Below are 21,181 nucleotides of genomic sequence, written 5' to 3' on the forward strand. Positions count from 1 at the left end.
GGTGGGGGCGGCGTGGTGGTGGTGAGGTGATCGGTGTGGCCGGGGAGCGCCTGCGCAAGAAGCGTGGGGTGGATCGTGGTGCCCGCTACCGCGCTATGGCTTGAAGGTCCCAGATGTTGATGCGGCCGTCCCGGCCTGCGCTCAGGGCGACAAGGCGGCCGTCGAGGACAGCAGTCCGGACCGTCTCGACGCTTCCGCGATGGCCGATCAGTGGATCGCCGAGTTGTGCGCCGGTCGCCAGGTCCCAAAGGCGCACCGTTGCGTCGTCACCCCCGCTCACTGCCAGGACACGGTCGCCGATCACGGCCGTGTCCAGGGCGACGACGGCATCCTCATGACCGGTCAGCGGGTCCTGAACGGGGTCGTCCCCGTGCTCGTCGGTCAAGCCCCACACAAGGATCTCGTCCTCGACCCCTGCCACCACGATCGGGTCACCTGTAAGCCGCGCCAGCGAGACGGCCGGCACGCCCTTCTCGTCGGTGTCGAACGACCCCAATTCCGCGCCCAACGGCAGATCCCACACGGCCACCCCCTCGTCCATCCCGCCCGCCGCCGCCAGCGAGAAGCCATGACCGTGTGAGGCCGTGAGGCACGCGATGCGGCCGATCTCGTTGGGCAGCTCCACAGGTTCATCCGCGGAGGGGCCCCACACCAGAATCTCGTCCGCGCACTGCGTGGCGGTCACGAACATTGGCGGACCATCCCCACGCACCTCCTTGATGGCCGCGAGGTAGGGATCGTCGAAACGTGCTCCCCGGATCAGCTCGCCGCTGTCCAGGTCCCAGAAGGCAAAGCCCTGTTCGTCGCCCCCCGCCGCCAGGACCACGCGTCCGCCGGATACGACCGCCGCCACCGAATGGATGTCGTTCTCGGCATCGGGATACTGGGCGGCCAATGTGTCCCCGGCGCAGGCGAAGGTGAGCTGCCGCTCCTGCCACACATCCCGCAGCGGGTCCCAGGTCCACACTCCTCCGTAGCCGGAATCGGCGCAGACCACGAGCGGCCCGGTCGCGGCCTCGACCAGTGTGAAATCCATGACCCGGGACGAGGAAGGCACTTCACTGCTCAACATCGCCGAATGCGCAGGCATCTCGCGAAACTACCGTCCAAGATCGTCGAGTGGTGCCGACTCGGGCCGGTGGATTCCACGGGTCGTTGCAACATCGCTGGGTGGAGCAGCCCGTTGGCCTTGCCGTTCGCGGGCTTTAGGCGGTTGCCCGCCGAACTGGGTAGTCCCAACGCTTCAGCACTCGGACTACGGTCTCCGCGCCGCTTGGATTGGCGCTGTGGACGAAGATCATGCCGATCTTGAAGGGGCGGCCCTCGAAGGCTGCCTCTTCCAGCAGGGACACGACCGGCATGATGCTGTCGTCGCCGCCCAGATCGTGGTCGAGCCAGAGTTCGTCGATCTCGTGGTCGCGATGCTCCTCAAGGAGCAGGACGCCCTCCTGACTGGTGCGGGCGATCCGTGTGGCACCTGGCAGGGGACGCAGGTCGTCGATGCCGAGGATGACCGGCAACCGCGCCCCTGGGCTCTCGTTCACCCACCCATCATCGCAATCTTGAGCTCCCTCGCGCTGCAGGGATTCCGGTCCCGCCGATCGTTCTGCCTCAGGGGACATCGGACCGAGATCACCAGCCCTTTGTGGAAAGCCGGTTCACCAGGGCAAGAGGATTGTCGAGGCGATGCCGGCGATGGCGGGGACGACGCCGAGCAGCACGAAGGCGGGCAGGAAGCACAGGCCGAGCGGGGCGAGTGCACGGATGCCCGCCGACCGGGCTCTGGCGGCGGCGGCCGAGCGTGCGACCCGGCGCTGGTCGCGTGCGAGGCGGCTGAGGGACGGGGCGAGTGACGCGCCCGTGGACGCCGCCCTGACGGCCGCCCGGGCCAGGGGCGCGAGCATCGGCTCCTTCGCGAGGGCGAGCCAGGCGTCCGCTGGATCCGCCCCCAAGCGGATCTGGACGGAAACCGCCCGAAGCTCGTCCCCGAGCGGGCCGCCCACCGCGTCCGCGACCGCCAGGACCGCCTCGTGCCAGGGGGCGCCGCCGCGCAGACAGGCGGCGAGGAGATCCACCGCGACGGGAAGGTCGGCGATGAGCCGTGCCTGTCTGCGGCGGCGCTCCCCGCTTCCGATGCGGCTGAAGGACCACCAGACGGCCACCGCGGCCAGGACGCCGACCACGCCGCCGGTCGGTCCGCCCACCGTCACCATGCACAGCACACCTGCCATGCCCGCCGCCGTCCTCTGGAGGAGGACATCGCGTCGGGTCGCCTGTGCCGGACCGGCTCGCTCCTTCGCCGTGTCCATATGACTCGCCGTCCCTCCCCGATCGGTACTGCCCTTGACCCATGAGTGCCTCGGTCGCGGAGCCGCGTGCCTCCCTCGGAACTGGACGGCCAACCTCTGCGCGGCGGGGTTCGTCCCCCGTGGGAGGAGGAAGGCTGATGCCGCTGCGCAGAGCATGGCCGTCAGCACTGTCGTCACTTCGTCTCCTTCCTGCTTCGGTCGCCTTCCGAAGTCCTCTCGGTCCTGCGTGCAACCGCGGCAACCGGTGCGGTCAGCGGGGTGATTCGGCGGATCGGGCCAGGTGACGGGTCCAGTAGAGGCCGGCCACATTAAGGAGGACGCCTGTGGTCAGGGCGGCGAGGCCGGGGACCGTGCCGCACAGGAACGGGATGGGGCGGGCGCCCAGGGCCGCCGCCATGGCGAGACCCAGGAGAGGCAACGCGGCCAGCAGGCGGGCGGTCGCGCGAGGACCGGCCAGTTGGACGGACACGTCCTGGCGTTGGGCCTCTTCGTCACGCAAGGCGCCGGCCAGGCCGTCCAGGACGGTGGCGAGGGTACCGCCGCGTTCGGACCCGACGCGCCAGCAGGCCGCCAGGAGGCGGAGCCCCTCCCCGCCCGGCCGCGTGGCGACCTCCTCCAGGTGGTCGGGGGGCGGACGGGGCAGGCTGAGCAGTTCCTCCGACACGTGCGGGTCGAGGACGGCCGCAGCCGCGATGAACGCCTCGTCGGGTGTCCGGCCGGCGGACAGTTCGGCGGCCATGGCGTCGCAGAGTTCGATGACGGAGGTCCGGCGGCGGTGGGGACGCCTCCGGCGTTCCTGAAAGGCCTCGGCTCTCGCGCGCAAGGAGCGGAGCGGCTCCGTGGGCGGACGGGTGGTCAGACGGCCCAGGCGATGGGCTGCCGGAGGGGGCGTCAGGAGCGTCCAGACGGCGGCCGCGGCGCAGAGGGCGGCGAGTGTGGTGATCACGGGCTGCCTCGCAGCCGGGCCGCGAGGGCCTCCGCGCCCGGGGCCGGGACGACCTCGCCGGACGCGGTGAACGAGACGGCCGGGACGACCCCGACCAGTCCGTCGGGAGCACGCCGGAGCAGGCAGATCTCGGCGACGCGGCGACGGCCTCCGCCCGGATCCCGGACCAGGTGGACGACGATGTCCAGGGCGGCGGCCAGCTGGCTGTGCACGGCCTCCCGGGTCAGGCCCGCCGCGCAGGCCAGCGCTTCGAGTCGCGCGGGGACGTCCGCGGCGCTATTGGCGTGAAGGGTGCCGCAGCCGCCTTCGTGTCCCGTGTTGAGCGCTTGCAGAAGAATAACTACTTCCGAGCCCCTCACCTCGCCTACGACCAATCGGTCAGGGCGCATGCGGAGCGCCTGGCGGACGAGGTCGTTCAAGGTCACGCCCCCGGCGCCCTCCATGTTGGGCGGGCGGGCCTCCAATCGCACCACGTGGGGATGGGACGGTTTCAGCTCGGCCGAGTCCTCGACGAGAAGCAGACGCTCAGCCGGGTCCACCAGGGACAGCAAGCCGCTCAGCAAGGTCGTCTTACCCGATCCGGTACCGCCGGTGACCAGGAAGGCCGCTCGGGACTCGATCAGCGCCGCGAGCAGTTCGGCGCCCTCTGGCGGGACGGTGCGCTCGGCGACCAGCTCGTCCAGCGTGAAGGCGCGGCGCCGGGGGAGCCGGAGGGACAGGCAGGTGCCGGTCGCGGCCACCGGCGGCAGGACGGCGTGCAGCCGCACCCCGCCCGGCAGGCGGGCGTCCGCGTACGGGGAGGCGTCGTCGAGACGGCGGCCGGCGGCCGCCGTGAGGCGCTGGGCCAGGCGGCGGACGGCCGCCTCGTCCGGGAAGCGCACCGAGGTGCGGACGAGACCGGAGCCCGTGTCGATCCAGACCTCGTCCGCGCCGTTCACGAGGACGTCTGTGACGTCAGGGGAACGCAGGAGCGGCTCCAGTGGCCCGGCGCCCACGAACTCGGCGCGTAACTCGTCCGCCAGGGACAGCACCTCGCGGTCGCCGAGGAGCCGTTCTTCCGCACGCAACGCCGCGGCGACCCGGCCCGTCGTCGCTTCGCCGCCGCTGTGGGCGAGCCGATCCCGTACCGCGTCAGAGAGCCCGCTCACGCCGTCCCCCTGTCCGGCCGTACCGTTCCCGTGAGGGGAGCGCCTCCCGAGACGCCCGCACTCCACTCACCGTGCGCATCAGGCGGCCTCTCGGTAGGCGTAGGGCTGGAGGGCCAGGTCGGCTAGGACGGCGGTGCAGAAGTCGGTCAGGGGGCCGCGGCGGCATGCGCGTTCGAGGTCGCCCTCGTCCATGGCGACGGGGAGGCGGCGGTCGCGGTCGAAGGTGCCGGCGGACGGCAGGTCGAGGGCGGCCGCCACCGCGTCCGGCGTGAGGCCGCCCGGGGCTGGGCCCTGGACGACGAGGCGCAGGTCGGCGGTGTCGCGGCGGAGGGCGGCGGCGAGGCCGTCGGCCGCCACGGTGGCGCGGACCTCGGCCGGGACGAGCAGGAGCGTCACGTCGGCGGAGCGCAGGGCCGCGCGGCCGACGTCCCCCGGGTAGCGGGGGACGTCCACGATGACCAGGTCGAACCCGCGGACGGCGGCGTCGAACAGCGCCCGGACGGCCGCCTCGGAGACCGGGACCGGTTCACCGCGCCGCCAGGACAGGACGGACAGGTCACCTGCGCGGGGCAGTGTCTCGCGGAGGGTGGCGGTGCTGAGGCGGCCGCGGCGTTCGGCGAGGTCATGCCAGCGGACGCCCTCGTGCGACTCCAACCCGAGGATGAGGTCGATGCCTCCGCCGAACGGGTCGGCGTCCACGAGGAGGGTGCGCAGGCCCTGCCTCGCCGACGCGAGTCCCAGCGCCGTCGTGAGGACGCTGGCTCCGGCGCCGCCGCGCGCGCCGACGACGCAGAGGGTGGTGGCCCAGCCGCCCTCGGGTTCGCAGGCGGCGGCGAACGCGTTGATCAGCCAGTCTTCGTGGTCGGGCAGCGCGGCGACATCCTGTGCGCCCGCTTCCACCGCCAGCCGGTACGCCTCGGCCGTGGCGCCGTCGGCGGTGACGAGGACGACGCCGGGACGGCGCTGGAGGCCGGCGGACGCGACGTCCGCGGCGACGTCGGCGCCGACCAGGATCAGGGCCGGCCACGTCCAGGCGGGTCTCGCCTCATCGGCGCCGTAGGCGACCTCGGCGTGTGCGTCGGCGGCGGCCGCCAGGCGAAGCAGGCCGTCGGCGAGGGCGGAGTCGCCCGTGACGATCAGTGCCGCGAGGTTCATCGGATGCTCCTTCGACGTTCGGAGACACCCACCTTGCGGCCCGCGGTGACGAGCGCGAGGACATTCCCTCAACTGTGGATAACTTCCGCCCTCACGCCGCATCGAGGGCGGTCGGAAGGGCCGGGGCGGTGGCGCGGGGGGTTCACCGCGGGCGCCACCGCCCGGCCGCTTCACGTTTGGGCGACCCCCGCCGGGGGGGAGAGCGGGGGTCGCCGGGCGGCCGGCTCCGGGGGGGTAGAGCCGGCCCGCTTTCCCAGAAAGTCTCAGGGAGTTCGGGCTAAGCCGTAAGTAAGTTCGCTCTATGGGAGAAGCAAACTCACCAACTCCAGTCTAGGCGGATACAACATATGCTGCCCGATCGTCGAGAGTTCCGTCGAGCGGCAAACTCGCCCGTCAGGTGACGATTTTTCTCACCTGGCCGCGACGTTCCGCCTGGGCGGTGCCTGGAAGGCGCCGCCCCGCCCGCGACAGGGCGCCCGTTCCTGCGCACACGGAGTGCATAGGGACGGGAGTGGGAGCGTACAGCAGAACTAAAGATCTTTCCGGCCGCATGCGAGATCGGCGTCCAAAAGGAAACGCTCACGTTGAGTGATCAATTTCGCATATCGGACGAGGTTACGGATAGCCCTAAATATCCCACCTTGACCACAGTGGACACCGGCGCCTCGCCCGCCGCCGCACCCGCCGATGCCGCGCGTTTTCCCAATCGGGGCTTGTCAACAGGGCAAATGAGGCGTAGACAGGTCGTACGGACCAAAGGTCCGAGCACGGCACCCGGGCACCCACGCGCGACCAGCCGCGGGAGGCGCGTCGAGACGGGCTTGACCCGATCCGACGAATTTGAGGTGCACGCTTGGTAACCCGGTGTGACGTGCTTGGCGGCGGCGTCCCGGAGCGGGGCGCCGCTCGCTTGCGTCACCAGCAGGTTGCCCAGTCCGTGGATCGCCTACTCGCGGACGTCGAGGCCCAGCGTCGTCGCCAGCACCACCGCCTGGTACGGATCGATCACCGCACCCCTCAGCTCGACCGTGAACGGGTCGACCGCCGAGAGGTCGCTTCCGCGCAGATCGCAGCCGGAGAAGTCGGCTTTGTGGAGTGACGCGCCCGACAGGTCGATGCGGCGCAGCTCAGCGCCGGCGCACCTCGCACCGGTCAGGTCGGCCTCGCGCATGCGCACGTCGACGAAAGACGCACGACGCAGGTCGGCCCCCGGCAGGCCTGTGAACGACCAGTCGCCGCCCTTGACCTTCAGGAGGTCGTGCGTACAGCCGTCGAACAGGCTGCCAACGAGCTTGCACCCCGTGAAGGCGGCGTCGAAAAAGGCGCATCGGACGAAGGTGCAGTTCAGGAACGCGGCGTCCGTGTGACTGGACGCGTTGAAACGCACACCCCGGAACGTGCAGTCCCTGAACGTGGCACCGGTGCCACTGGCCTCGGTCATGTCCACGTCCACGAACAGGACGTTTTCGTGGTTCTCACCCGTCAGGTCACGCGAATCCCAGTTCGCCGACGAGATCGTGGTCTCCGTCGGCGCCACGGGTCGTCCGTGCATGCGATCGGCCATGCCAACAGCATGGCCCCCTGCACCGACAGCATCAGCCCCGCATGAACGCTTCGCAGATGGCCTGCGAATCACGCGCGGCGGCGGCCACGGCGGACGAACAGTGAACGATCCACCGCGCGACGCTCTCCTGCGTACCGGACGCGTAGCCGCGAATGGCTTCGCCGTAGTCGTCGAAGAGTTCGAGGTGCCCGACCTCAGGCGCGACGAGCGACTTGGGGTCGAGGCCACGGGCGACCAGGGTGAGGCGCTCGGCGGCGCGCGCGACGACACCGTCCCCCCAGCCGAACGGACGCAGAGCCAGCAGTTCGCCGTGCACGATCGACGAGACCACCAGGGCGGGTGCCTTGGTCGGCTCGGTCAGCAGCCCGCTGAGGGCGTCAAGGCGAGCAGACACCTCCGACGGCGAAGGCGGCTCACCAAGACCCAGGACGTCCTTGACGGCGGCATCGCCGGAGCGCGGACGTCCCAGATCGGCGCTGTCGACCGCGTCCGCCCCGGCGAGCACATGCAGACGCGCCAGCGCCTGCCGCGGCGCGTTACGCCAGACCTCGGTCAGCGTCCCCAGCTCGGCCGACACACGCAGAGCCCCCTGCACGACGGGGTCGGACGGGTGCTCCGTCGTCCGCAGCTCCTCCAGCGTGACCGAAGCGCCGTCCAGCACGGCGGACGCCCGGGCCCCGCGCAGCGCCGACTCCGTGGACACCTCGGCGCTGCGCCGCCGCAGGACGCGGTGGCCGAGCAGCCGGTCGACGGCCTTTCGCGCCTCGTCGACGGCGTCGGCGACGCCGGGCAGATTCGCTACATCAGCAAGGGCATCGGTCACGGCCCGACCCTATGCGGTCCTCTTCGGCGCTCGCGCAACGGCCCGCGAAGGCGTAAAACGGAGACGGTTCCCGCATGTCAGATCTGGGAAGGTCTGTCGTGTTGGGCCTCGCACAACACATCCGGAGACGGGCGCGCCGGTCGCGTTCATCCTCGACACCCGGGATTGCGGCCTTGTGGGACCGGGACCTTCCTGGTGGAGTGGGGATACCGGGCGACCCCCGCATCACCTAGCAAGGAGCTCGCGTTGAGTCAGAGCCAAGAAACACTGTCGAACCTTCTGCAGGAGACGCGCCGGTTCTCCCCGCCCGCAGACCTCGCCGCCGAGGCCAACGTCAAGGCGGACGCCTACGAGCAGGCCGCGGAAGACCGCCTGGGCTTCTGGGCGGAGCAAGCGGACAGGCTCACCTGGACGAAGCGCTGGGACGACGTCCTGGACTGGAGCAACCCCCCGTTCGCCAAATGGTTCGTGGGCGGCGAGTTGAACGTCGCCTACAACTGTGTCGACCGCCATGTGGAAGTCGGACTGGGGGACAGGGTCGCCTACCACTGGGAGGGTGAACCGGGCGATTCCCGTACCCTCACCTACGCCGACCTCCAGAGCGAGGTGAACAAGGCCGCCAACGCGTTGCTCGAACTGGGCGTGCGTAAGGGCGACCGGGTCGCGATCTACCTGCCGATGATCCCCGAACTGCCGATCTCGATGCTGGCGTGCGCGCGCATCGGCGCGACCCACTCGGTCGTTTTCGGCGGCTTCTCGTCCGAGGCGCTCCGCACCCGCATCGACGACGCGGAGGCCAAGCTCGTCATCACCGCGGACGGCGGGTTCCGGCGCGGCAAGCCTTCCGACCTGAAGGGCATCGTGGACGAGGCGGTCGCCCAGACGCCGACGATCGAGAACGTCCTCGTGGTGCGCCGCACCGGCGAAGAGGTCGCCGAGAACGACCGTGACGTGTGGTGGCACGACCTCGTCGAACGGCAGAGCGACCAGCACACCGCCGAGCCCATGGATTCCGAGCACCCGCTGTACATCCTGTACACGTCCGGGACGACGGGTAAGCCGAAGGGCATCCTGCACACCTCCGGCGGCTACCTGACCCAGTGCGCGTACACGCACTGGGCGGTGTTCGACCTGAAGCCGGAGAAGGACGTCTACTGGTGCTCGGCCGACATCGGCTGGGTCACCGGTCACTCCTACATCGTGTACGGGCCGCTCGCCAACGGCGCGACCAGCGTCATCTACGAGGGCACCCCCGACACCCCCGACAAGGGACGTTGGTGGGACGTCATCCAGAAGTACAAGGTGTCCGTCTTCTACACCGCGCCCACGGCGATCCGCACGTTCATGAAGTGGGGCGACGACATCCCCGCGCAGTACGACCTGTCGTCCCTGCGCGTCCTGGGATCGGTCGGCGAGCCGATCAACCCCGAGGCGTACGTCTGGTACCGCGACAAGATCGGCGGCAACCGCACCCCGGTCGTCGACACCTGGTGGCAGACCGAGACCGGCGCGATCATGATCAGCCCGCTGCCCGGGGTCACGGCCGGCAAGCCGGGCGCGGCGATGCGCCCGCTGCCCGGAATCGTCGCGGACGTGGTGGACGACCAGGCCCAGTCGGTGCCGGACGGCGGCGGAGGGTTCATGGTGCTCAGGGAGCCGTGGCCGGCCATGCTCCGCACGATCTGGGGGGACGACGAGCGGTACATCAAGACGTACTGGTCGCGTTTCGAAGGCCTGTACTTCGCGGGCGACGGCGCCAAGAAGGACGAGGACGGCGACATGTGGCTGCTCGGCCGCGTGGACGACGTCATGCTCGTGTCCGGCCACAACATCTCCACGACGGAGGTGGAGTCGGCGCTGGTCGCGCACCCGAAGGTCGCCGAGTCGGCGGTCGTCGGCGCGACGGACCCGGTCACCGGGCAGGCCATCGTCGCGTTCGTCATCCCGCGCGGCGACGCCGACGGAGACGTGGAGGGCGAGGACTTCCTGCGGGAGCTGCGCGACCACGTCACGAAGACGCTCGGGCCGATCGCCAAGCCCCGCCAGATCATGATCGTTCCGGAGCTGCCGAAGACCCGCTCCGGCAAGATCATGCGACGGTTGCTGCGCGACGTCGCCGAGAACCGCAGCATCGGCGACGTCACCACGCTCGCCGACAGCACGGTGATGGACCTCATCTCCGAGAAGCTGCCCAGCGCCAAATCCGAAGACTGATCCCCATCGCGTCGTCTGCACCCCAGGAACGCCGGGCCGGTGTTCCTGGGGTGCACGGTAAAATCGTCACAGGTGCGCCGGGAAGTCTGGTCGGCAGGAACGTCCCGTAGTCAGTGCGGGGCGTGGCCTTGCCCGACCGTCCGCCACTTTCCCAGAGGTTCTCCATGGCGCGCCCGACCGTGAAACGCCGCGTTGCCGCAACGTGGCCGTTCCGCCCCACCGTCCGCTACGGCGCGCAGGTCGCCAGTGCCCTCCGCACGGAGACGATCGGCGGTGTGGTGATGCTGCTCGCGGCGATCGCCGCGCTGGTGTGGGCCAACACGCCCTGGGCCCACCAGTACAAGAGCCTCCAGACGTTCGAGATCAGCCCGCACTGGCTCCACCTCGGGCACATGGACGTGCAGCACTGGGCGTCGAGCGCATTGCTGGCGGTCTTCTTCTTCATCGCCGGCCTGGAGTTGCGCGAGGAGCTGACGCACGGCGAGCTGCGCAATCCGCGGGACGCGGCGTTGCCGGTGATCGCGGCCTTCGCCGGGGTGGTGACGCCGGCGCTGATCTTCCTGGCGGTGAGCGCTGGCGAGCCGGGGGCGTCCAGCGGGTGGGCGGTGCCGACGGCGACCGACATCGCATTCGCGCTGGCGGTGCTCGCCGTGACGTTCACCTCGTGCCCGCCGCCTCTGCGCGCCTTCCTTCTGACCCTGGCCGTGGTCGACGACCTGATAGCCATCACCATCATCGCGCTCTTCTACACCGACACCCTGCACTGGACGCCGCTAGGGCTCTGCGTAGTCCTGATCAGTGTGTACGGGCTCCTCCAGTACAAACGCGTCCGCACGCCATGGGTGTACGTGCCTCTCGCCGTCCTGGCCTGGTACTGCCTTCAGCGGAGCGGGATCCACGCCACGGTCGCGGGTGTGGCGCTCGGTATGCTCACCAGCCCCAAGGAGACGCCGGACGGACGGCCGACGAACGCCGAACGAGCCGACCATGCACTGCGGCCCTTCTCCGCGGGCGTGGCCGTGCCGGTGTTCGCGTTCGTGTCGGCCGGTGTGGGGCTCGGCGCATCCCAGCTGGGTGCCGTGTTCACCGACCGGGTGGCCCTCGGCGTGATCGCCGGGCTCGTGATCGGTAAGTTCTTGGGGGTCTTCGGCGGCGCCTGGGCGGCCGTCCGGCTCGGCCTGGCGACGCTCGGGGAGGAATTGCACTGGCATGAGATCGCGGGAGTCGCGCTGCTCGCCGGGGTGGGTTTCACCGTTTCGCTGCTGATCGGCGGTTTGGCCTATACCGACCCGTCACAATTCGAGAGAGTGACGACTGCGGTCCTGATCGCGAGCGTTCTCGCCTCGGCGGCCGCCGCCGTCGTCTTCCGGAGAAGGGTGCGTCTGCGCGCGCGCCCGGGCTAAGGAGAAAAGCGATATGTCCGAGGCAGTACCGGGCGAGCGCGTCGAGGACAAGTCCGTCGGCGAACTGGTCGCACTGGCGTCGAGCAACATCTCCAACCTGATCAGGGCGGAGATGGACCTGGCCAAGCTGGAGCTGAAGGCCGACGCCAAGAAGGCCGCGATCGGCGGTGCGTCGTTCAGTGCCGCCGGCCTGATCGGCGGGCTCATCGTCATCCTGCTGTCGATCGCCTTCGCCTACGGCCTGGTCGGGCTCGGCATCTGGCACTGGGCCGCGTTCCTCATCGTGGCGGCCGTGTACGGGCTTCTCGCGGGCCTGCTGGTCCTGTTCGGCAAGTGGCGGATGGGCAAGATCGAGGGCGCGAAGCGCACCCGGAAGACGCTGAAGGACGATCTGTCCGCCCTCCGCCGCCGCGGTGACTCCGACACCCCCGAGCTGACGGGCTGACCGACGCCATGTCCGGGCACGACGCGTCGCTGATCGAGGTCGACGGCCCGTGGACGCACCGTCAGGTCAGTGCCGGCGGGACGCGCTTCCACGTCGCCGAGGCCGGTGAGGGGCCGCTCGTCCTGCTGCTGCACGGCTTCCCCGAGTTCTGGTGGTCATGGCACCACCAGCTCGTCTCGCTGGCCGCCGCGGGCTACCGTGCGGCGGCCGTCGACCTGCGCGGTTACGGCGGCAGCGACAAGCCTCCGCGCGGCTACGACCTGGTCACGCTGGCCGGAGACGCCGCCGGGCTGGTCCGCGCCCTGGGCGAGGCCAACGCGATCGTCGTCGGGCACGACTGGGGCGGGCTGCTCGCCTGGACGACGGCGGTCTACCACCCGAAGACCGTCCAGCGGCTGGCGGTGGTGAGCGCCCCGCATCCGCTGCGGCTGCGGCAGGCCATCGCCGGCGACCCGCGGGGACAGGGATGGGCGGCCCGTCACACGTTCGGCTTCCAGCTTCCGATGTGGCCCGAAAAGCGCCTGGTCCGCGACGACGCGGCTCTTGCCGGGAAGCTGCTGCACGACTGGTCCGGCCCCGGCTGGCCGGACGAGCACACAGAGCGGTTGGTGAGGAAGGCGGTGCAGATCCCTGGGGCCGCCCACAGCGCGCTGGAGTACCACCGCTGGCTCATCCGGTCGCTGGCCCGTCCGGACGGCATCCGCTACGCGCACCGCATGCGCGCCCCCATCCAGGCACCGACACTTCAACTGCACGGTGCGCTGGACACGTGCACGCTCCCCGCCAGTGCTCAGGGCTCTGGCCGCTACGTGACGGCCGCCTACCGCTGGAAGCTCATCGAGGGCGCGGGGCATTTCCCCCACCAGGAACGTCCGCGAGCGTTCGACGCCCAGCTGCTCGGCTGGCTCGCCGACCCGGAGCCCGAACGCTGAAGCCCACGCGTACCGTGGAGGCATGCGGGATCGAGACGAGTCTGGACGCCCACGCAACGCACGACCACGCGACGCGTACGGACGTCCGCTGCCGCATGGCACCACCGGCATACCGACGATGCCGGACGACCTCGACATGCCCCCAGAGGAAGCCCTGGCCGAGGCACAACGTCTTTTGGACGCCGACCGCCCGTTCCACGCCCACGAAGTACTGGAAGCGGTCTGGAAGGCGGCGCCAGAGCCCGAACGGGAACTGTGGCGGGGTCTGGCCCAGGTCGCCGTAGGGATGACCCACCTCCGCCGGGGAAACGCACGCGGCGCCGATGCCCTCCTCAGCCGCGCCGCCGACCGCCTCGTCCCGTACCAGGACGCCCCACTGCACGGCATCGACGTCGAAGGAATCGTCCAGCGCGCCCGGGGCCTGGCCAAGCACCCCGAGGACGGCCCCATCTCCCTCCGCCTCACAGCGAACTAGCCAGCGCCGACACTGGCCTGGCGGGGGTTCACGCCCACCTGCCTCAGCGCGGCCTCTTAGTCAGAGCAGTTCTGCGTCGAGACCGGTTCAGTGGCGTTCGCGCCCGCGCGCGCGTCCGGCGCGACCTCTTCCGAGGTGAGCGCGTAGCCGGTGGAGGCCGTGTCCAGGGCCGCCGCGAAGATGACCCCGTAGACGCGGCCGTCCGTGGTCAGCAGCGGACCGCCCGAGTTGCCCGGCTCGACCTTGCCGCGGATCGCGTAGATCTCGCGGGTGACCTGGCCGGAGTGGTAGATGTCCGGGCCGCGCGCCGTCTGCCGGGCGCGGATGCGGGCGGCCCCCGGCGTGAACGGCTGGTTCTTCGGGAACCCTGCGATGATCGCGTCGTCCCGCACACGGGCCTCTTTGGCGAACTGCAGCGCCGGCGCCCGCAGGTTCGGCACGTACAGGACGGCGATGTCCCGCTTGGGGTCGTACAGCACGACCCGTCCCCGGTTGCTGTTGCCGTTGATCGACATGACGACCGACGAGCCGCGCGCGCCGGCGACGACGTGCGCGTTGGTCATGATGTGCTGCGGCGCGAACACGAACCCGGTGCCCTCGATGCGGCGCTGGCACTGCGGCGCCGTGCTGACCACCTTCACGATGCTGTTCTTTGCGGCCCGCAGCCCCCGGGTGTTCAGCACGGACTCGTCCGGCGGCGGCACCTGCACCACCGACTCGCCGCCCAGGCCGTTGAATACCTGCGGGAACTCGCTGCTCTTCACGAACCCCTGGAACGAGGTGAACCACGTCTGCGCCTGCGTCGGCATCACGTCGTTGATGCCGTTGATGACCGAGGAGCCCTTGACCTGCGTCCGGACGGGCTTGAACTCGGAGTTGGCGACCAGGCTGCCGAAGAACCAGGCGACGATCAGCAGCGACAGCGCGCTGACGAAGGTGCCGCCGACCGCGTCGGCGGTGCGGGCGTTCATGCCGGTCACCCGGTTGCGCAGCACGGCGCCGAGGGACGAGGCGACCAGCTGTCCGAGGGTGGCGGTCAGGAACGCGATCACGATGGCGAGCAGCGCCTGCTGCGCCGCGCCGTCCACCGCCGCCTCGGCGATCGGCGGTGCGATCAGCACCCCGATGACACCGCCGCCGACGAAGCCGACGAAGCTCAGCAGGCTCACGATGAAGCCCTGCCGGTAGCCCGAGACTCCGAACAGCACGACGAGCACGAGCAGGATGACGTCGAGAACGTGGTCGCCCAGCACCGCTTCACCGTACTGTGCCGCGCCGCCGGTTCACGTCCCCTCGATGTACCAGATTCGGATGCGCCGGGTAGCCGTCAGGTGTGACACGCGACCGTGACCATCGCCGTACACACTGCGAACAGGCACCTGACCTGCGGCTCGTCCGCCGGCTCGGCGGCAGGGGAGGCCTTTTTCGGGAACGAACGGGTTTCTCATCCGCGGGAGGCGAGATCCAGGACGTCCTCGGGCAGGTCCTCGACGCGGGACATGTCCCACGGCCGGTTCCAGCCGCCGGCGTCCAGAACCTGGATCAGCAGCGCCGCGGTGAACCCCCACACGAGCATGTCCCGGACATGGAAGGCGGGACCGAGCCTGAACCCGGACGGGTGCCGCACCATGACCCGGTTCTCCGGATCGACCAGCTCGCCGAGCGGGACGCGCGCGACCGTCGCGACCTCCCCCGGATGGCCGGGCGCGATCTCCGACGGCTCCCGCCACCAGCCGGCGACGGGCGTGACCCGGTGCTCGCTGCGCGACAGGTACAGCTCCGGCAGCGTGCAGAGGACGTCCACGCCGGACGGCTCGACGCCGGCCTCCTCCCACGCCTCGCGCAGCGCCGCCCCCACGGCACCGTCGTCCTCGGGGTCGATGCGGCCGCCGGGGAACGCGGGCTGCCCGGCGTGGTTGTTCAGCGTGGCGGCGCGCTCGGTGAGCAGGACGTCCGGACCGTCCGGTCCCTCGCCGAACAGGATCAGGACGGCGGCGGCACGAGCGGCGGGGGCGGGCCGGAACATGGGCGGGACCGGCATCCTCGGCCCCTCCACGAGGAAGCGGTCGAGCCAGGCGGGTGTGTCGGGGGTGGTGTCGGTCACGTGGGTCCCAACTCCCGGACCGCCTCTTTCCTTCCCGGCCGCCTCACGAGAAGGGGCCGGGCTTGACGAGCTTGCGGGCGGTCTCCTCGTCCGTCGGCCCCTCGCCGAAGGACGGGCACAGCCGCGCGAGCGGGCACGCCCCGCAGGCCGGGCGGCGGGCATGGCAGATGCGGCGCCCGTGCCAGATCAGCCTGTGGGACAGCATCGTCCAGTCCTTGCGCGGGATGAGCTCGCCGATCTCCTGTTCGACCTTCACGGGGTCGTCTTCGGTCGTCCAGGCGAATCTCCGGGCCAGACGGCCGAAGTGGGTGTCGACGGTGATTCCGGGGACGTCGAACGCGTTCCCCAGGACGACGTTGGCCGTCTTACGTCCGACCCCGGGCAGCTTGACGAGGTCTTCGAGACGCCCTGGGACCTCACCGCCGAACTGGTCGCGCAGTGCGGCGGACAGCCCCATGACCGACTTCGTCTTGGCGCGGAAGAACCCGGTGGGTTTCAGGATGGCCTCGACGTCCTCGGGGTCGGCGGCGGCCAGGTCCTCGGGAGTCGGGTACTTGGCGAACAGCGCGGGAGTGGTCAGGTTGACCCGCACGTCGGTCGTCTGCGCCGACAGCACGGTCGCCACGAGGAGCTGGAACGGGGTGCCGAAGTTCAGCTCGCAGTGGGCGTCCGGGTACGTCTCGGCCAGGATGCGGTTGATCCGGCGCGCCCGCCGCACCAGCCCCAGGCGTGTCTCGTCCTTCCACTTCCGAGCCCGCGCCTTCGGGGACGCCTCCGTCGCCATACCGGCAAGCCTAGAGCCTTGTCGGCACCCTCTGGCGGGACGAGCGGGCCGGCCGGGACCCGTTCGCCGCCGGATGGCACGGATCGGCCAGAATGTCAAAAATACAGGCCTGTTCCTTATTGTTAGGGTCGGCGCATGATGCGTGACTCCGCGCGGTGGGCGGCGACCCTCACCGGGCGGCGCGTGCTGATCACAGGGGCCGCGCGGGGGATCGGCGCGGCGCTCGCCGGCCGGCTCCACGAACGCGGCGCGCGGGTGGCCCTCGCCGGCCTGGAACCCGAGCGGCTCGCCGTCGTCGCCGAGACGTGCGGGGCGGCGCCCTGGTGGACGTGCGACGTGACCGACCGCGCCAGGGTCGAGGAGGTCGTGAACAGCGCCGTCCGGGGACTGGGCGGGCTGGACGTGATCGTGGCCAACGCCGGGGTGGCCGCGCAGATGCCGGTCATAGCGGGCGACCCGTCCGTCCTGGAGCAGAGCCTGCGGGTGAATGTTCTGGGCGTCCACAACACGCTCCGCGCGGCCGGACCCCACATCAGCCATGAGCGCGGCTATGCGCTGGCCGTGTCGTCGCTGGCGGCGGCCGTCCAAGCGCCTCTGCTCGGCGCCTACAGCGCGTCCAAGGCCGCGGTAGAGGCATTGGGCAACACACTGCGGGCCGAGCTGCGCCCTTGGGGCGCCAAGGCCGGTGTCGCCTACTTCGCAGAACTCGACACCGACATGACACGACGGGGGTTCGGCACCGAGGCGGCGTCCGCCCTGATGCGTGCGGCACCAAAGAACAGCTTCGGCTCAGGCGTCACACCATTGCGCGTGGGCATCGACGCCCTGGAACGTGGAATCGCACGCCGTTCCAGGCGGATCGCCGCTCCGTGGTGGGTCGGCGGTGTTCTGCCGATCCGGATGGTCGTGCAACCCGTCGTCGACCACGCGGTCCAGCGCGGGCTCCGCGACATCCTGGACATCGCCAGGAACGAGCAGGTCGAGCTGACCACGCCACAGCCGGACCCTGATCACTGACGGCCAGAACCGTATTCGGCGCGCAGACCCGACCGCCCAGTGGCCGGCGTCAGCCGTCCAGGACACCCGATCGCAATAGGAGCCGCATGTGCTCGATGACCGGGGGCCCGACCGCCCGCAGGGCCTCCATGTCGCCCTCCGCGACGGCGGGCGTCACCATCGTGCTCACCGCCGACACCACGATCTGGCACGCGAACCGGGCCGTCTCCCCCGTCACGCCCATGAGGTCCGCGAGGCCCTCCGCCAGGACGTGCTGCACCTCGGTGCGCCGCCGGATGGCCTCCGGCCCGGCGGCGTAGACCTCCACCAGGAACAGCCGTGCGTACCCGGGGTCCAGCGCCAGCGTCTCCAGGTAGGTGGTGAACGCTCGCTCGAATCTTTCCGCCGCGTCGCCGACGGCGGCCTGCCGGATGGTGTCCTGCAGGTGGAGGCGGAGGAACTCGCTCGCCTGGTCGAACGCGGCCATGAAGCAGTCGAGCTTGGACGAGAACAGCCCGTAGAAGCTCTGCCGCGACACCCGGGCGCGTTTCAGCACGTCCTCTACGGACGTTGCCACATATCCCTTTTCCGCCATGGCCGCCGCCATCGCCCCGCAGAGACGGTCGCGGTGCACCCGGTCGACCTCCGAACGGGACAGCGCGTGACGCCCTCTGGGAAGCCGGCGCGGTTCGGTCATCCGATCAGGGTAAGGCACCGCTTGCTACCCCGCCGAGGTCGTCCGGTAACAGGTGATGAGACCGGTGTGATGGCATTCACCCGATGGTCCGTACACTGGGCGAACGGGACCGGACCCGTTCACGGGACGCCAGACCCGGTCCCGCGTTTCGGCGCGCCGTGACCCTGCCTTCACGTACGCGGTGGGACGTACGTCACACTAGGTTGTAGGTGTTCGAGGAGGAGAAGCGTGACCGATCGCGACGTGGACGTTCTGAGCAGAGCCCCGCTCTTCGAGGCACTCGACGAGCAGGGCGCCAAGGCGCTGCGCGCCAACGTGACCGAGGTGCGGCTCGCCCGCGGCCAGACCCTGTTCAACGAGGGCGAGACCGGGGACCGGCTGTACGTCGTCCTGGAGGGCAAGATCAAGCTGACCCGGACGGCCCCGGACGGCCGGGAGAACCTGCTGAGCGTGCTCGGCCCGAGCGAGATGTTCGGCGAGCTGTCGCTGTTCGACCCGCGCCCCCGCACGGCGAGCGCCATCGCGGTCACCGAGTGCCGTCTCGCCGGGCTCGGCCATGACGACCTGCGGCCCTGGCTCACCGGCCACCCCGAGGTCGCCGTCCAGCTGCTCCGCGCGCTGGCGCAGCGGCTCCGCAAGACCAACGACGTGATGGCCGACCTCGTCTTCACCGACGTCCCAGGACGGGTCGCCAAGGCGCTGCTCGACCTGGCGGAGCGGTTCGGCCAGCCGTCCGAGGCGGGCCTCCACGTGCACCACGACCTCACCCAGGAGGAACTGGCCCAGCTCGTCGGCGCCTCCCGGGAGACCGTCAACAAGGCCCTCGCCGACTTCGCCCAGCGCAACTGGCTGCGCATCGAGGCCCGCGCCGTCGTCATCCTCGACATCGAACGCCTGCGCAAGCGCTCGAAGTAAGGGTCACCGCTCGTTGAGATAGTCCAGCTGGGACTGGACGGACCATTCGGCCGCGGGCCAAAGGGACTTGTCGACGTCGGCGTAGACGCGTTCGACGACCTCGCGTGCCGTGCGCGCGCCCGCGGCTACGGCGGCCTCGACCTGGGCGAGCCGCTCGCGGCGATGGTCGATGTAGTGGTCGAGGACGGCGATGGGGTCGTCCAGCTTGGGCCCGTGGCCGGGGAGGATCGTCGCGGCCTCCACGTCGGCCGAGAACTTCCGGAGCCGGTCGAGCGAGCCGAGGTAGTCGCCCAGCCTCCCCTCCAGGACGGTCGTCCCGTACCCGAGGACGGTGTCGCCGGTGAGGACGGCGCCGTCCGCCGGAAGCCAGAACGTCAGCGAGTCGTCGCTGTGGCCCGGCGTCTCCATGATCCGCAGCTCCAGCCCGCCGGTGGTGACGACGTCCCCTTCGCAGAGCCCCTCGTCGCCGAGCCGGTGCCTGGGGTCGAGCGCCCGCACATTGACTCCGCCGGCCAGCTTGGCGAACTTTCCGGCCCCGGCGGAGTGGTCCGGGTGGCCGTGCGTCAGCAGGACGAGGCCGACCCGCCGTCCCCGGGCCTCGACGGTGTCCAGGACGCGCCGGAGGTGCGTGCCGTCCTTCGGGCCGGGATCGACGATGACGGCCTGATCGGATCCGGGCTCGGCGATGATCCAGGTGTTGGTGCCGTCCAGGGTCATGGCGGACGGGTTCGGGGCGAGCACGCAGGTCGCCCGGTCGGTACCCATCCCGTCGATCTCCGTCATATCCCCCATCCTGCCCGAGGCCCGATCCGGGTGACGGGCCGGGTTCCAGCCGAGACGCTCCAGCCGCCGCAGCGCGGACGTGCCCGCCAGCCGCCACATGAGGGACTGGTTCAGCGGCATCCGGCGGCGCACGGCCTCACCCCTGCGGATAGTGCCGCGCGACGCTCTCCGGCAGGACGAGATACGGGTCACCGTCGATGATCTCCGCGACGGGCTCGTAGACGACGATCTCGCGCGGCGCGGCCAGCACGTCCGCCACCGTGTCGAACTCGGCGAGCTCGGCGAGCGTCGCGATGGTCGGCGGGAGCATCGTCCACTCGCCGGCCGCCACCCGCTCGGCCGCCTCCGCCGGGCGCACCCAGGCGACCTGGTCGGCCTCGGTGCTGACGTCCCTGGCCCGCTGCCCGCCCGGCATGGCGGCGACGAAGAAGCGGGTGTCGTAGCGCTTCGGCTCGATCTTCGGGGTGATCCAGTGCGCCCACGGGCGCAGCAGGTCCGAGCGCAGCACGAGGCCGCGCCGGTCGAGGAACCCGCCGAACGACTGGGAACGGTCCAGCAGTGCCTGCCGGTCGGCCTCCCAGTCGTCCCCGCGCGTGTCGTCCACGACCGTCTCACCGGTCGGGCCGGCGAGCAGGACGAGCGTCTCCTCGAACATCTCCCTGACGGCCGCGCAGACCAGCTCGCGGGCCAGCGTCTCGTCCGCCTTGAACGCGGCGCCCCACTCGGCGGGGGACGGGCCGGACCACGCCAGCGCCGCCTCCCCGTCGCGCGGGTCGACCGATCCGCCGGGGAACACGTAGGCGCCGGGGGCGAACGCCATCGACCGGACGCGGCGCAGCATGAACGCCTGCAGCCCGTGCCTGGCGTGGTCGCGCAGCACGACCACGGTCGCCGCGTGCTTCGCCGGCGCGGGCTCGGCGCGGCCGTCCTGGACGGCCTCGACCTGGTCCAGGAACGACGCCGGCAGCTTGAGCCCGTTGGTGATCCTCATGGCGGCCCATTCGGACATACCGAATGGCATTCCGTCAAGAGACCTCGGCGATCAGCTCCACCTCGACCGGCACGTCGCGGGGCAGGACGGCGACGCCCACGGCGCTGCGGGCGTGCTTGCCCGCGTCCCCGAACACCTCGCTCAGCAGGTCGCTCGCCCCATTGATCACCTGGGGCTGGCCGTGGAAGTCCGGAGCGCTGGCGACGAACCCGACGACCTTCACGATCCGGACGACCCGCGACAGCTCGCCGACCTCCGCCTTCAGCGCCGCGACCGCGTTCAGCGCGCAGATGCGCGCCTGCCTCGCCGCCTCCTCGGCGCCGACCTCGGCACCGACCTTCCCGGTGACGCCCAGCTCGCCCTTGACCAGCGGGATCTGCCCGGCGGTGTAGACGAGCGATCCCGTCCGCGCCGTCGGCACGTACGACGCGACCGGCGGGACGACCTCCGGCAGCTCGATCCCCAGTTCCCGGATCCGCTCTTCGGGCGTGCTCATG

22 protein-coding genes are annotated in these 21,181 nt (G+C 70.8%); 7 read left to right on the top strand and 15 right to left on the bottom strand.

Annotation, left to right across the window (positions count from 1 at the left end; all coding sequences use genetic code 11):
- Positions 1-85 precede the first annotated feature (85 nt).
- From ACQPXG_RS44935 to ACQPXG_RS44970, 8 genes are all read right to left on the bottom strand, one after another.
- A complete protein-coding gene (locus ACQPXG_RS44935; protein WP_433465251.1) occupies positions 86-1,036 on the bottom strand; it encodes a hypothetical protein in 951 nt (316 codons plus the stop codon).
- A 169-nt stretch (positions 1,037-1,205) separates the two neighbouring features.
- A complete protein-coding gene (locus ACQPXG_RS44940) occupies positions 1,206-1,544 on the bottom strand; it encodes a cyclic-phosphate processing receiver domain-containing protein (protein ID WP_433465252.1) in 339 nt (112 codons plus the stop codon).
- A gap of 114 nt (positions 1,545-1,658) precedes the next feature.
- Positions 1,659-2,231, bottom strand: a complete 573-nt coding sequence (locus ACQPXG_RS44945) for a type II secretion system F family protein (RefSeq protein ID WP_433465253.1) — start codon at positions 2,229-2,231, stop codon at positions 1,659-1,661.
- 328 nt (positions 2,232-2,559) lie between these two features.
- A complete protein-coding gene (locus tag ACQPXG_RS44950; RefSeq protein ID WP_433465254.1) occupies positions 2,560-3,255 on the bottom strand; it encodes a type II secretion system F family protein in 696 nt (231 codons plus the stop codon).
- Positions 3,252-4,403 carry a TadA family conjugal transfer-associated ATPase gene (locus tag ACQPXG_RS44955; RefSeq protein WP_433465255.1) on the bottom strand — a complete coding sequence of 384 codons (1,152 nt, stop codon included), beginning with the start codon at positions 4,401-4,403 and terminating at the stop codon, positions 3,252-3,254. Before ACQPXG_RS44955 ends, ACQPXG_RS44950 begins: the two co-directional genes overlap by 4 nt.
- 78 nt (positions 4,404-4,481) lie before the next feature.
- Entirely contained in the window at positions 4,482-5,558 is a 1,077-nt protein-coding gene (ssd, locus tag ACQPXG_RS44960; protein WP_433465256.1) for a septum site-determining protein Ssd, read from the bottom strand.
- 946 nt (positions 5,559-6,504) lie between these two features.
- The gene (locus tag ACQPXG_RS44965) at positions 6,505-7,122 is read right to left on the bottom strand and encodes a pentapeptide repeat-containing protein (protein ID WP_433465257.1); all 618 of its coding nucleotides are present in this window, start codon (positions 7,120-7,122) and stop codon (positions 6,505-6,507) included.
- A 31-nt stretch (positions 7,123-7,153) separates the two neighbouring features.
- Entirely contained in the window at positions 7,154-7,945 is a 792-nt protein-coding gene (locus ACQPXG_RS44970; RefSeq protein ID WP_433465258.1) for a Fic family protein, read from the bottom strand.
- A 246-nt stretch (positions 7,946-8,191) separates the two neighbouring features.
- Between ACQPXG_RS44970 and acs the strand changes: the two genes are divergently transcribed.
- The 5 genes from acs to ACQPXG_RS44995 all read left to right on the top strand — a co-directional run bounded on the left by acs (position 8,192) and on the right by ACQPXG_RS44995 (position 13,414).
- Positions 8,192-10,159 carry an acetate--CoA ligase gene (gene acs, locus ACQPXG_RS44975; RefSeq protein WP_433465259.1) on the top strand — a complete coding sequence of 656 codons (1,968 nt, stop codon included), beginning with the start codon at positions 8,192-8,194 and terminating at the stop codon, positions 10,157-10,159.
- A gap of 164 nt (positions 10,160-10,323) precedes the next feature.
- Complete coding sequence (gene nhaA / locus ACQPXG_RS44980; RefSeq protein WP_433465260.1) at positions 10,324-11,562, top strand: Na+/H+ antiporter NhaA; 1,239 nt, start codon at positions 10,324-10,326, stop codon at positions 11,560-11,562.
- A gap of 13 nt (positions 11,563-11,575) precedes the next feature.
- The gene (locus ACQPXG_RS44985) at positions 11,576-12,007 is read left to right on the top strand and encodes a phage holin family protein (protein ID WP_433465261.1); all 432 of its coding nucleotides are present in this window, start codon (positions 11,576-11,578) and stop codon (positions 12,005-12,007) included.
- 8 nt (positions 12,008-12,015) lie between these two features.
- Positions 12,016-12,939, top strand: coding sequence for an alpha/beta fold hydrolase (locus tag ACQPXG_RS44990; RefSeq protein WP_433465262.1), 924 nt, complete (start codon positions 12,016-12,018; stop codon positions 12,937-12,939).
- A gap of 22 nt (positions 12,940-12,961) precedes the next feature.
- Positions 12,962-13,414: a DUF309 domain-containing protein gene (locus ACQPXG_RS44995; protein WP_433465263.1), complete on the top strand. Its 453-nt coding sequence runs from the start codon at positions 12,962-12,964 to the stop codon at positions 13,412-13,414.
- Positions 13,415-13,470: 56 nt separating this feature from the next.
- Here ACQPXG_RS44995 and ACQPXG_RS45000 read toward each other — a convergent pair whose 3' ends face one another.
- The 3 genes from ACQPXG_RS45000 to nth all read right to left on the bottom strand — a co-directional run bounded on the left by ACQPXG_RS45000 (position 13,471) and on the right by nth (position 16,302).
- Entirely contained in the window at positions 13,471-14,667 is a 1,197-nt protein-coding gene (locus ACQPXG_RS45000) for a MarP family serine protease (RefSeq protein WP_433465264.1), read from the bottom strand.
- Between the two features lie 191 nt (positions 14,668-14,858).
- A complete protein-coding gene (locus tag ACQPXG_RS45005; RefSeq protein WP_433465265.1) occupies positions 14,859-15,518 on the bottom strand; it encodes an NUDIX hydrolase in 660 nt (219 codons plus the stop codon).
- Positions 15,519-15,561: 43 nt separating this feature from the next.
- Positions 15,562-16,302 carry an endonuclease III gene (gene nth / locus ACQPXG_RS45010; protein WP_433465266.1) on the bottom strand — a complete coding sequence of 247 codons (741 nt, stop codon included), beginning with the start codon at positions 16,300-16,302 and terminating at the stop codon, positions 15,562-15,564.
- 135 nt (positions 16,303-16,437) lie between these two features.
- On the opposite strand from nth, the gene ACQPXG_RS45015 reads away from it, so the two are divergent.
- Positions 16,438-17,319, top strand: a complete 882-nt coding sequence (locus tag ACQPXG_RS45015; protein WP_433465267.1) for an SDR family NAD(P)-dependent oxidoreductase — start codon at positions 16,438-16,440, stop codon at positions 17,317-17,319.
- Between the two features lie 49 nt (positions 17,320-17,368).
- Here ACQPXG_RS45015 and ACQPXG_RS45020 read toward each other — a convergent pair whose 3' ends face one another.
- Positions 17,369-17,995: a TetR/AcrR family transcriptional regulator gene (locus ACQPXG_RS45020; protein ID WP_433465268.1), complete on the bottom strand. Its 627-nt coding sequence runs from the start codon at positions 17,993-17,995 to the stop codon at positions 17,369-17,371.
- Between the two features lie 228 nt (positions 17,996-18,223).
- On the opposite strand from ACQPXG_RS45020, the gene ACQPXG_RS45025 reads away from it, so the two are divergent.
- Complete coding sequence (locus ACQPXG_RS45025) at positions 18,224-18,910, top strand: Crp/Fnr family transcriptional regulator (protein ID WP_067483689.1); 687 nt, start codon at positions 18,224-18,226, stop codon at positions 18,908-18,910.
- A gap of 3 nt (positions 18,911-18,913) precedes the next feature.
- Here the strand turns inward: ACQPXG_RS45025 and ACQPXG_RS45030 are convergent, their stop codons facing one another.
- The 3 genes from ACQPXG_RS45030 to ACQPXG_RS45040 are packed head-to-tail and all read right to left on the bottom strand — an operon-like array spanning position 18,914 to position 21,180.
- Positions 18,914-19,825, bottom strand: coding sequence for an MBL fold metallo-hydrolase (locus ACQPXG_RS45030; RefSeq protein ID WP_433465269.1), 912 nt, complete (start codon positions 19,823-19,825; stop codon positions 18,914-18,916).
- Positions 19,826-19,829: 4 nt separating this feature from the next.
- On the bottom strand, positions 19,830-20,684 hold the full coding sequence (locus ACQPXG_RS45035) for an NUDIX hydrolase (protein WP_433465270.1): 855 nt from the start codon (positions 20,682-20,684) through the stop codon (positions 19,830-19,832).
- A gap of 34 nt (positions 20,685-20,718) precedes the next feature.
- Positions 20,719-21,180: a RidA family protein gene (locus ACQPXG_RS45040; protein WP_433465271.1), complete on the bottom strand. Its 462-nt coding sequence runs from the start codon at positions 21,178-21,180 to the stop codon at positions 20,719-20,721.
- Position 21,181 lies beyond the last annotated feature (1 nt).

The sequence above is a fragment of the Spirillospora sp. CA-128828 genome (assembly GCF_050945415.1).
In the GTDB taxonomy this organism is placed as follows: domain Bacteria; phylum Actinomycetota; class Actinomycetes; order Streptosporangiales; family Streptosporangiaceae; genus Spirillospora.

Coding starts and splice junctions, on each gene's coding strand:
- ACQPXG_RS44935 (WP_433465251.1), bottom strand. CDS start 1,036: ATGGATTTCACACTGGTCGAGGCCGCGACCGGGCCGCTCGTGGTCTGC.
- nth (WP_433465266.1), bottom strand. CDS start 16,302: ATGGCGACGGAGGCGTCCCCGAAGGCGCGGGCTCGGAAGTGGAAGGAC.
- ACQPXG_RS44985 (WP_433465261.1), top strand. CDS start 11,576: ATGTCCGAGGCAGTACCGGGCGAGCGCGTCGAGGACAAGTCCGTCGGC.
- ACQPXG_RS44965 (WP_433465257.1), bottom strand. CDS start 7,122: ATGGCCGATCGCATGCACGGACGACCCGTGGCGCCGACGGAGACCACG.
- nhaA (WP_433465260.1), top strand. CDS start 10,324: ATGGCGCGCCCGACCGTGAAACGCCGCGTTGCCGCAACGTGGCCGTTC.
- ACQPXG_RS45015 (WP_433465267.1), top strand. CDS start 16,438: ATGATGCGTGACTCCGCGCGGTGGGCGGCGACCCTCACCGGGCGGCGC.
- ACQPXG_RS44945 (WP_433465253.1), bottom strand. CDS start 2,231: ATGGCAGGTGTGCTGTGCATGGTGACGGTGGGCGGACCGACCGGCGGC.
- ssd (WP_433465256.1), bottom strand. CDS start 5,558: ATGAACCTCGCGGCACTGATCGTCACGGGCGACTCCGCCCTCGCCGAC.
- ACQPXG_RS45020 (WP_433465268.1), bottom strand. CDS start 17,995: ATGACCGAACCGCGCCGGCTTCCCAGAGGGCGTCACGCGCTGTCCCGT.
- ACQPXG_RS45040 (WP_433465271.1), bottom strand. CDS start 21,180: ATGAGCACGCCCGAAGAGCGGATCCGGGAACTGGGGATCGAGCTGCCG.
- ACQPXG_RS44995 (WP_433465263.1), top strand. CDS start 12,962: ATGCGGGATCGAGACGAGTCTGGACGCCCACGCAACGCACGACCACGC.
- ACQPXG_RS44990 (WP_433465262.1), top strand. CDS start 12,016: ATGTCCGGGCACGACGCGTCGCTGATCGAGGTCGACGGCCCGTGGACG.
- ACQPXG_RS45035 (WP_433465270.1), bottom strand. CDS start 20,684: ATGAGGATCACCAACGGGCTCAAGCTGCCGGCGTCGTTCCTGGACCAG.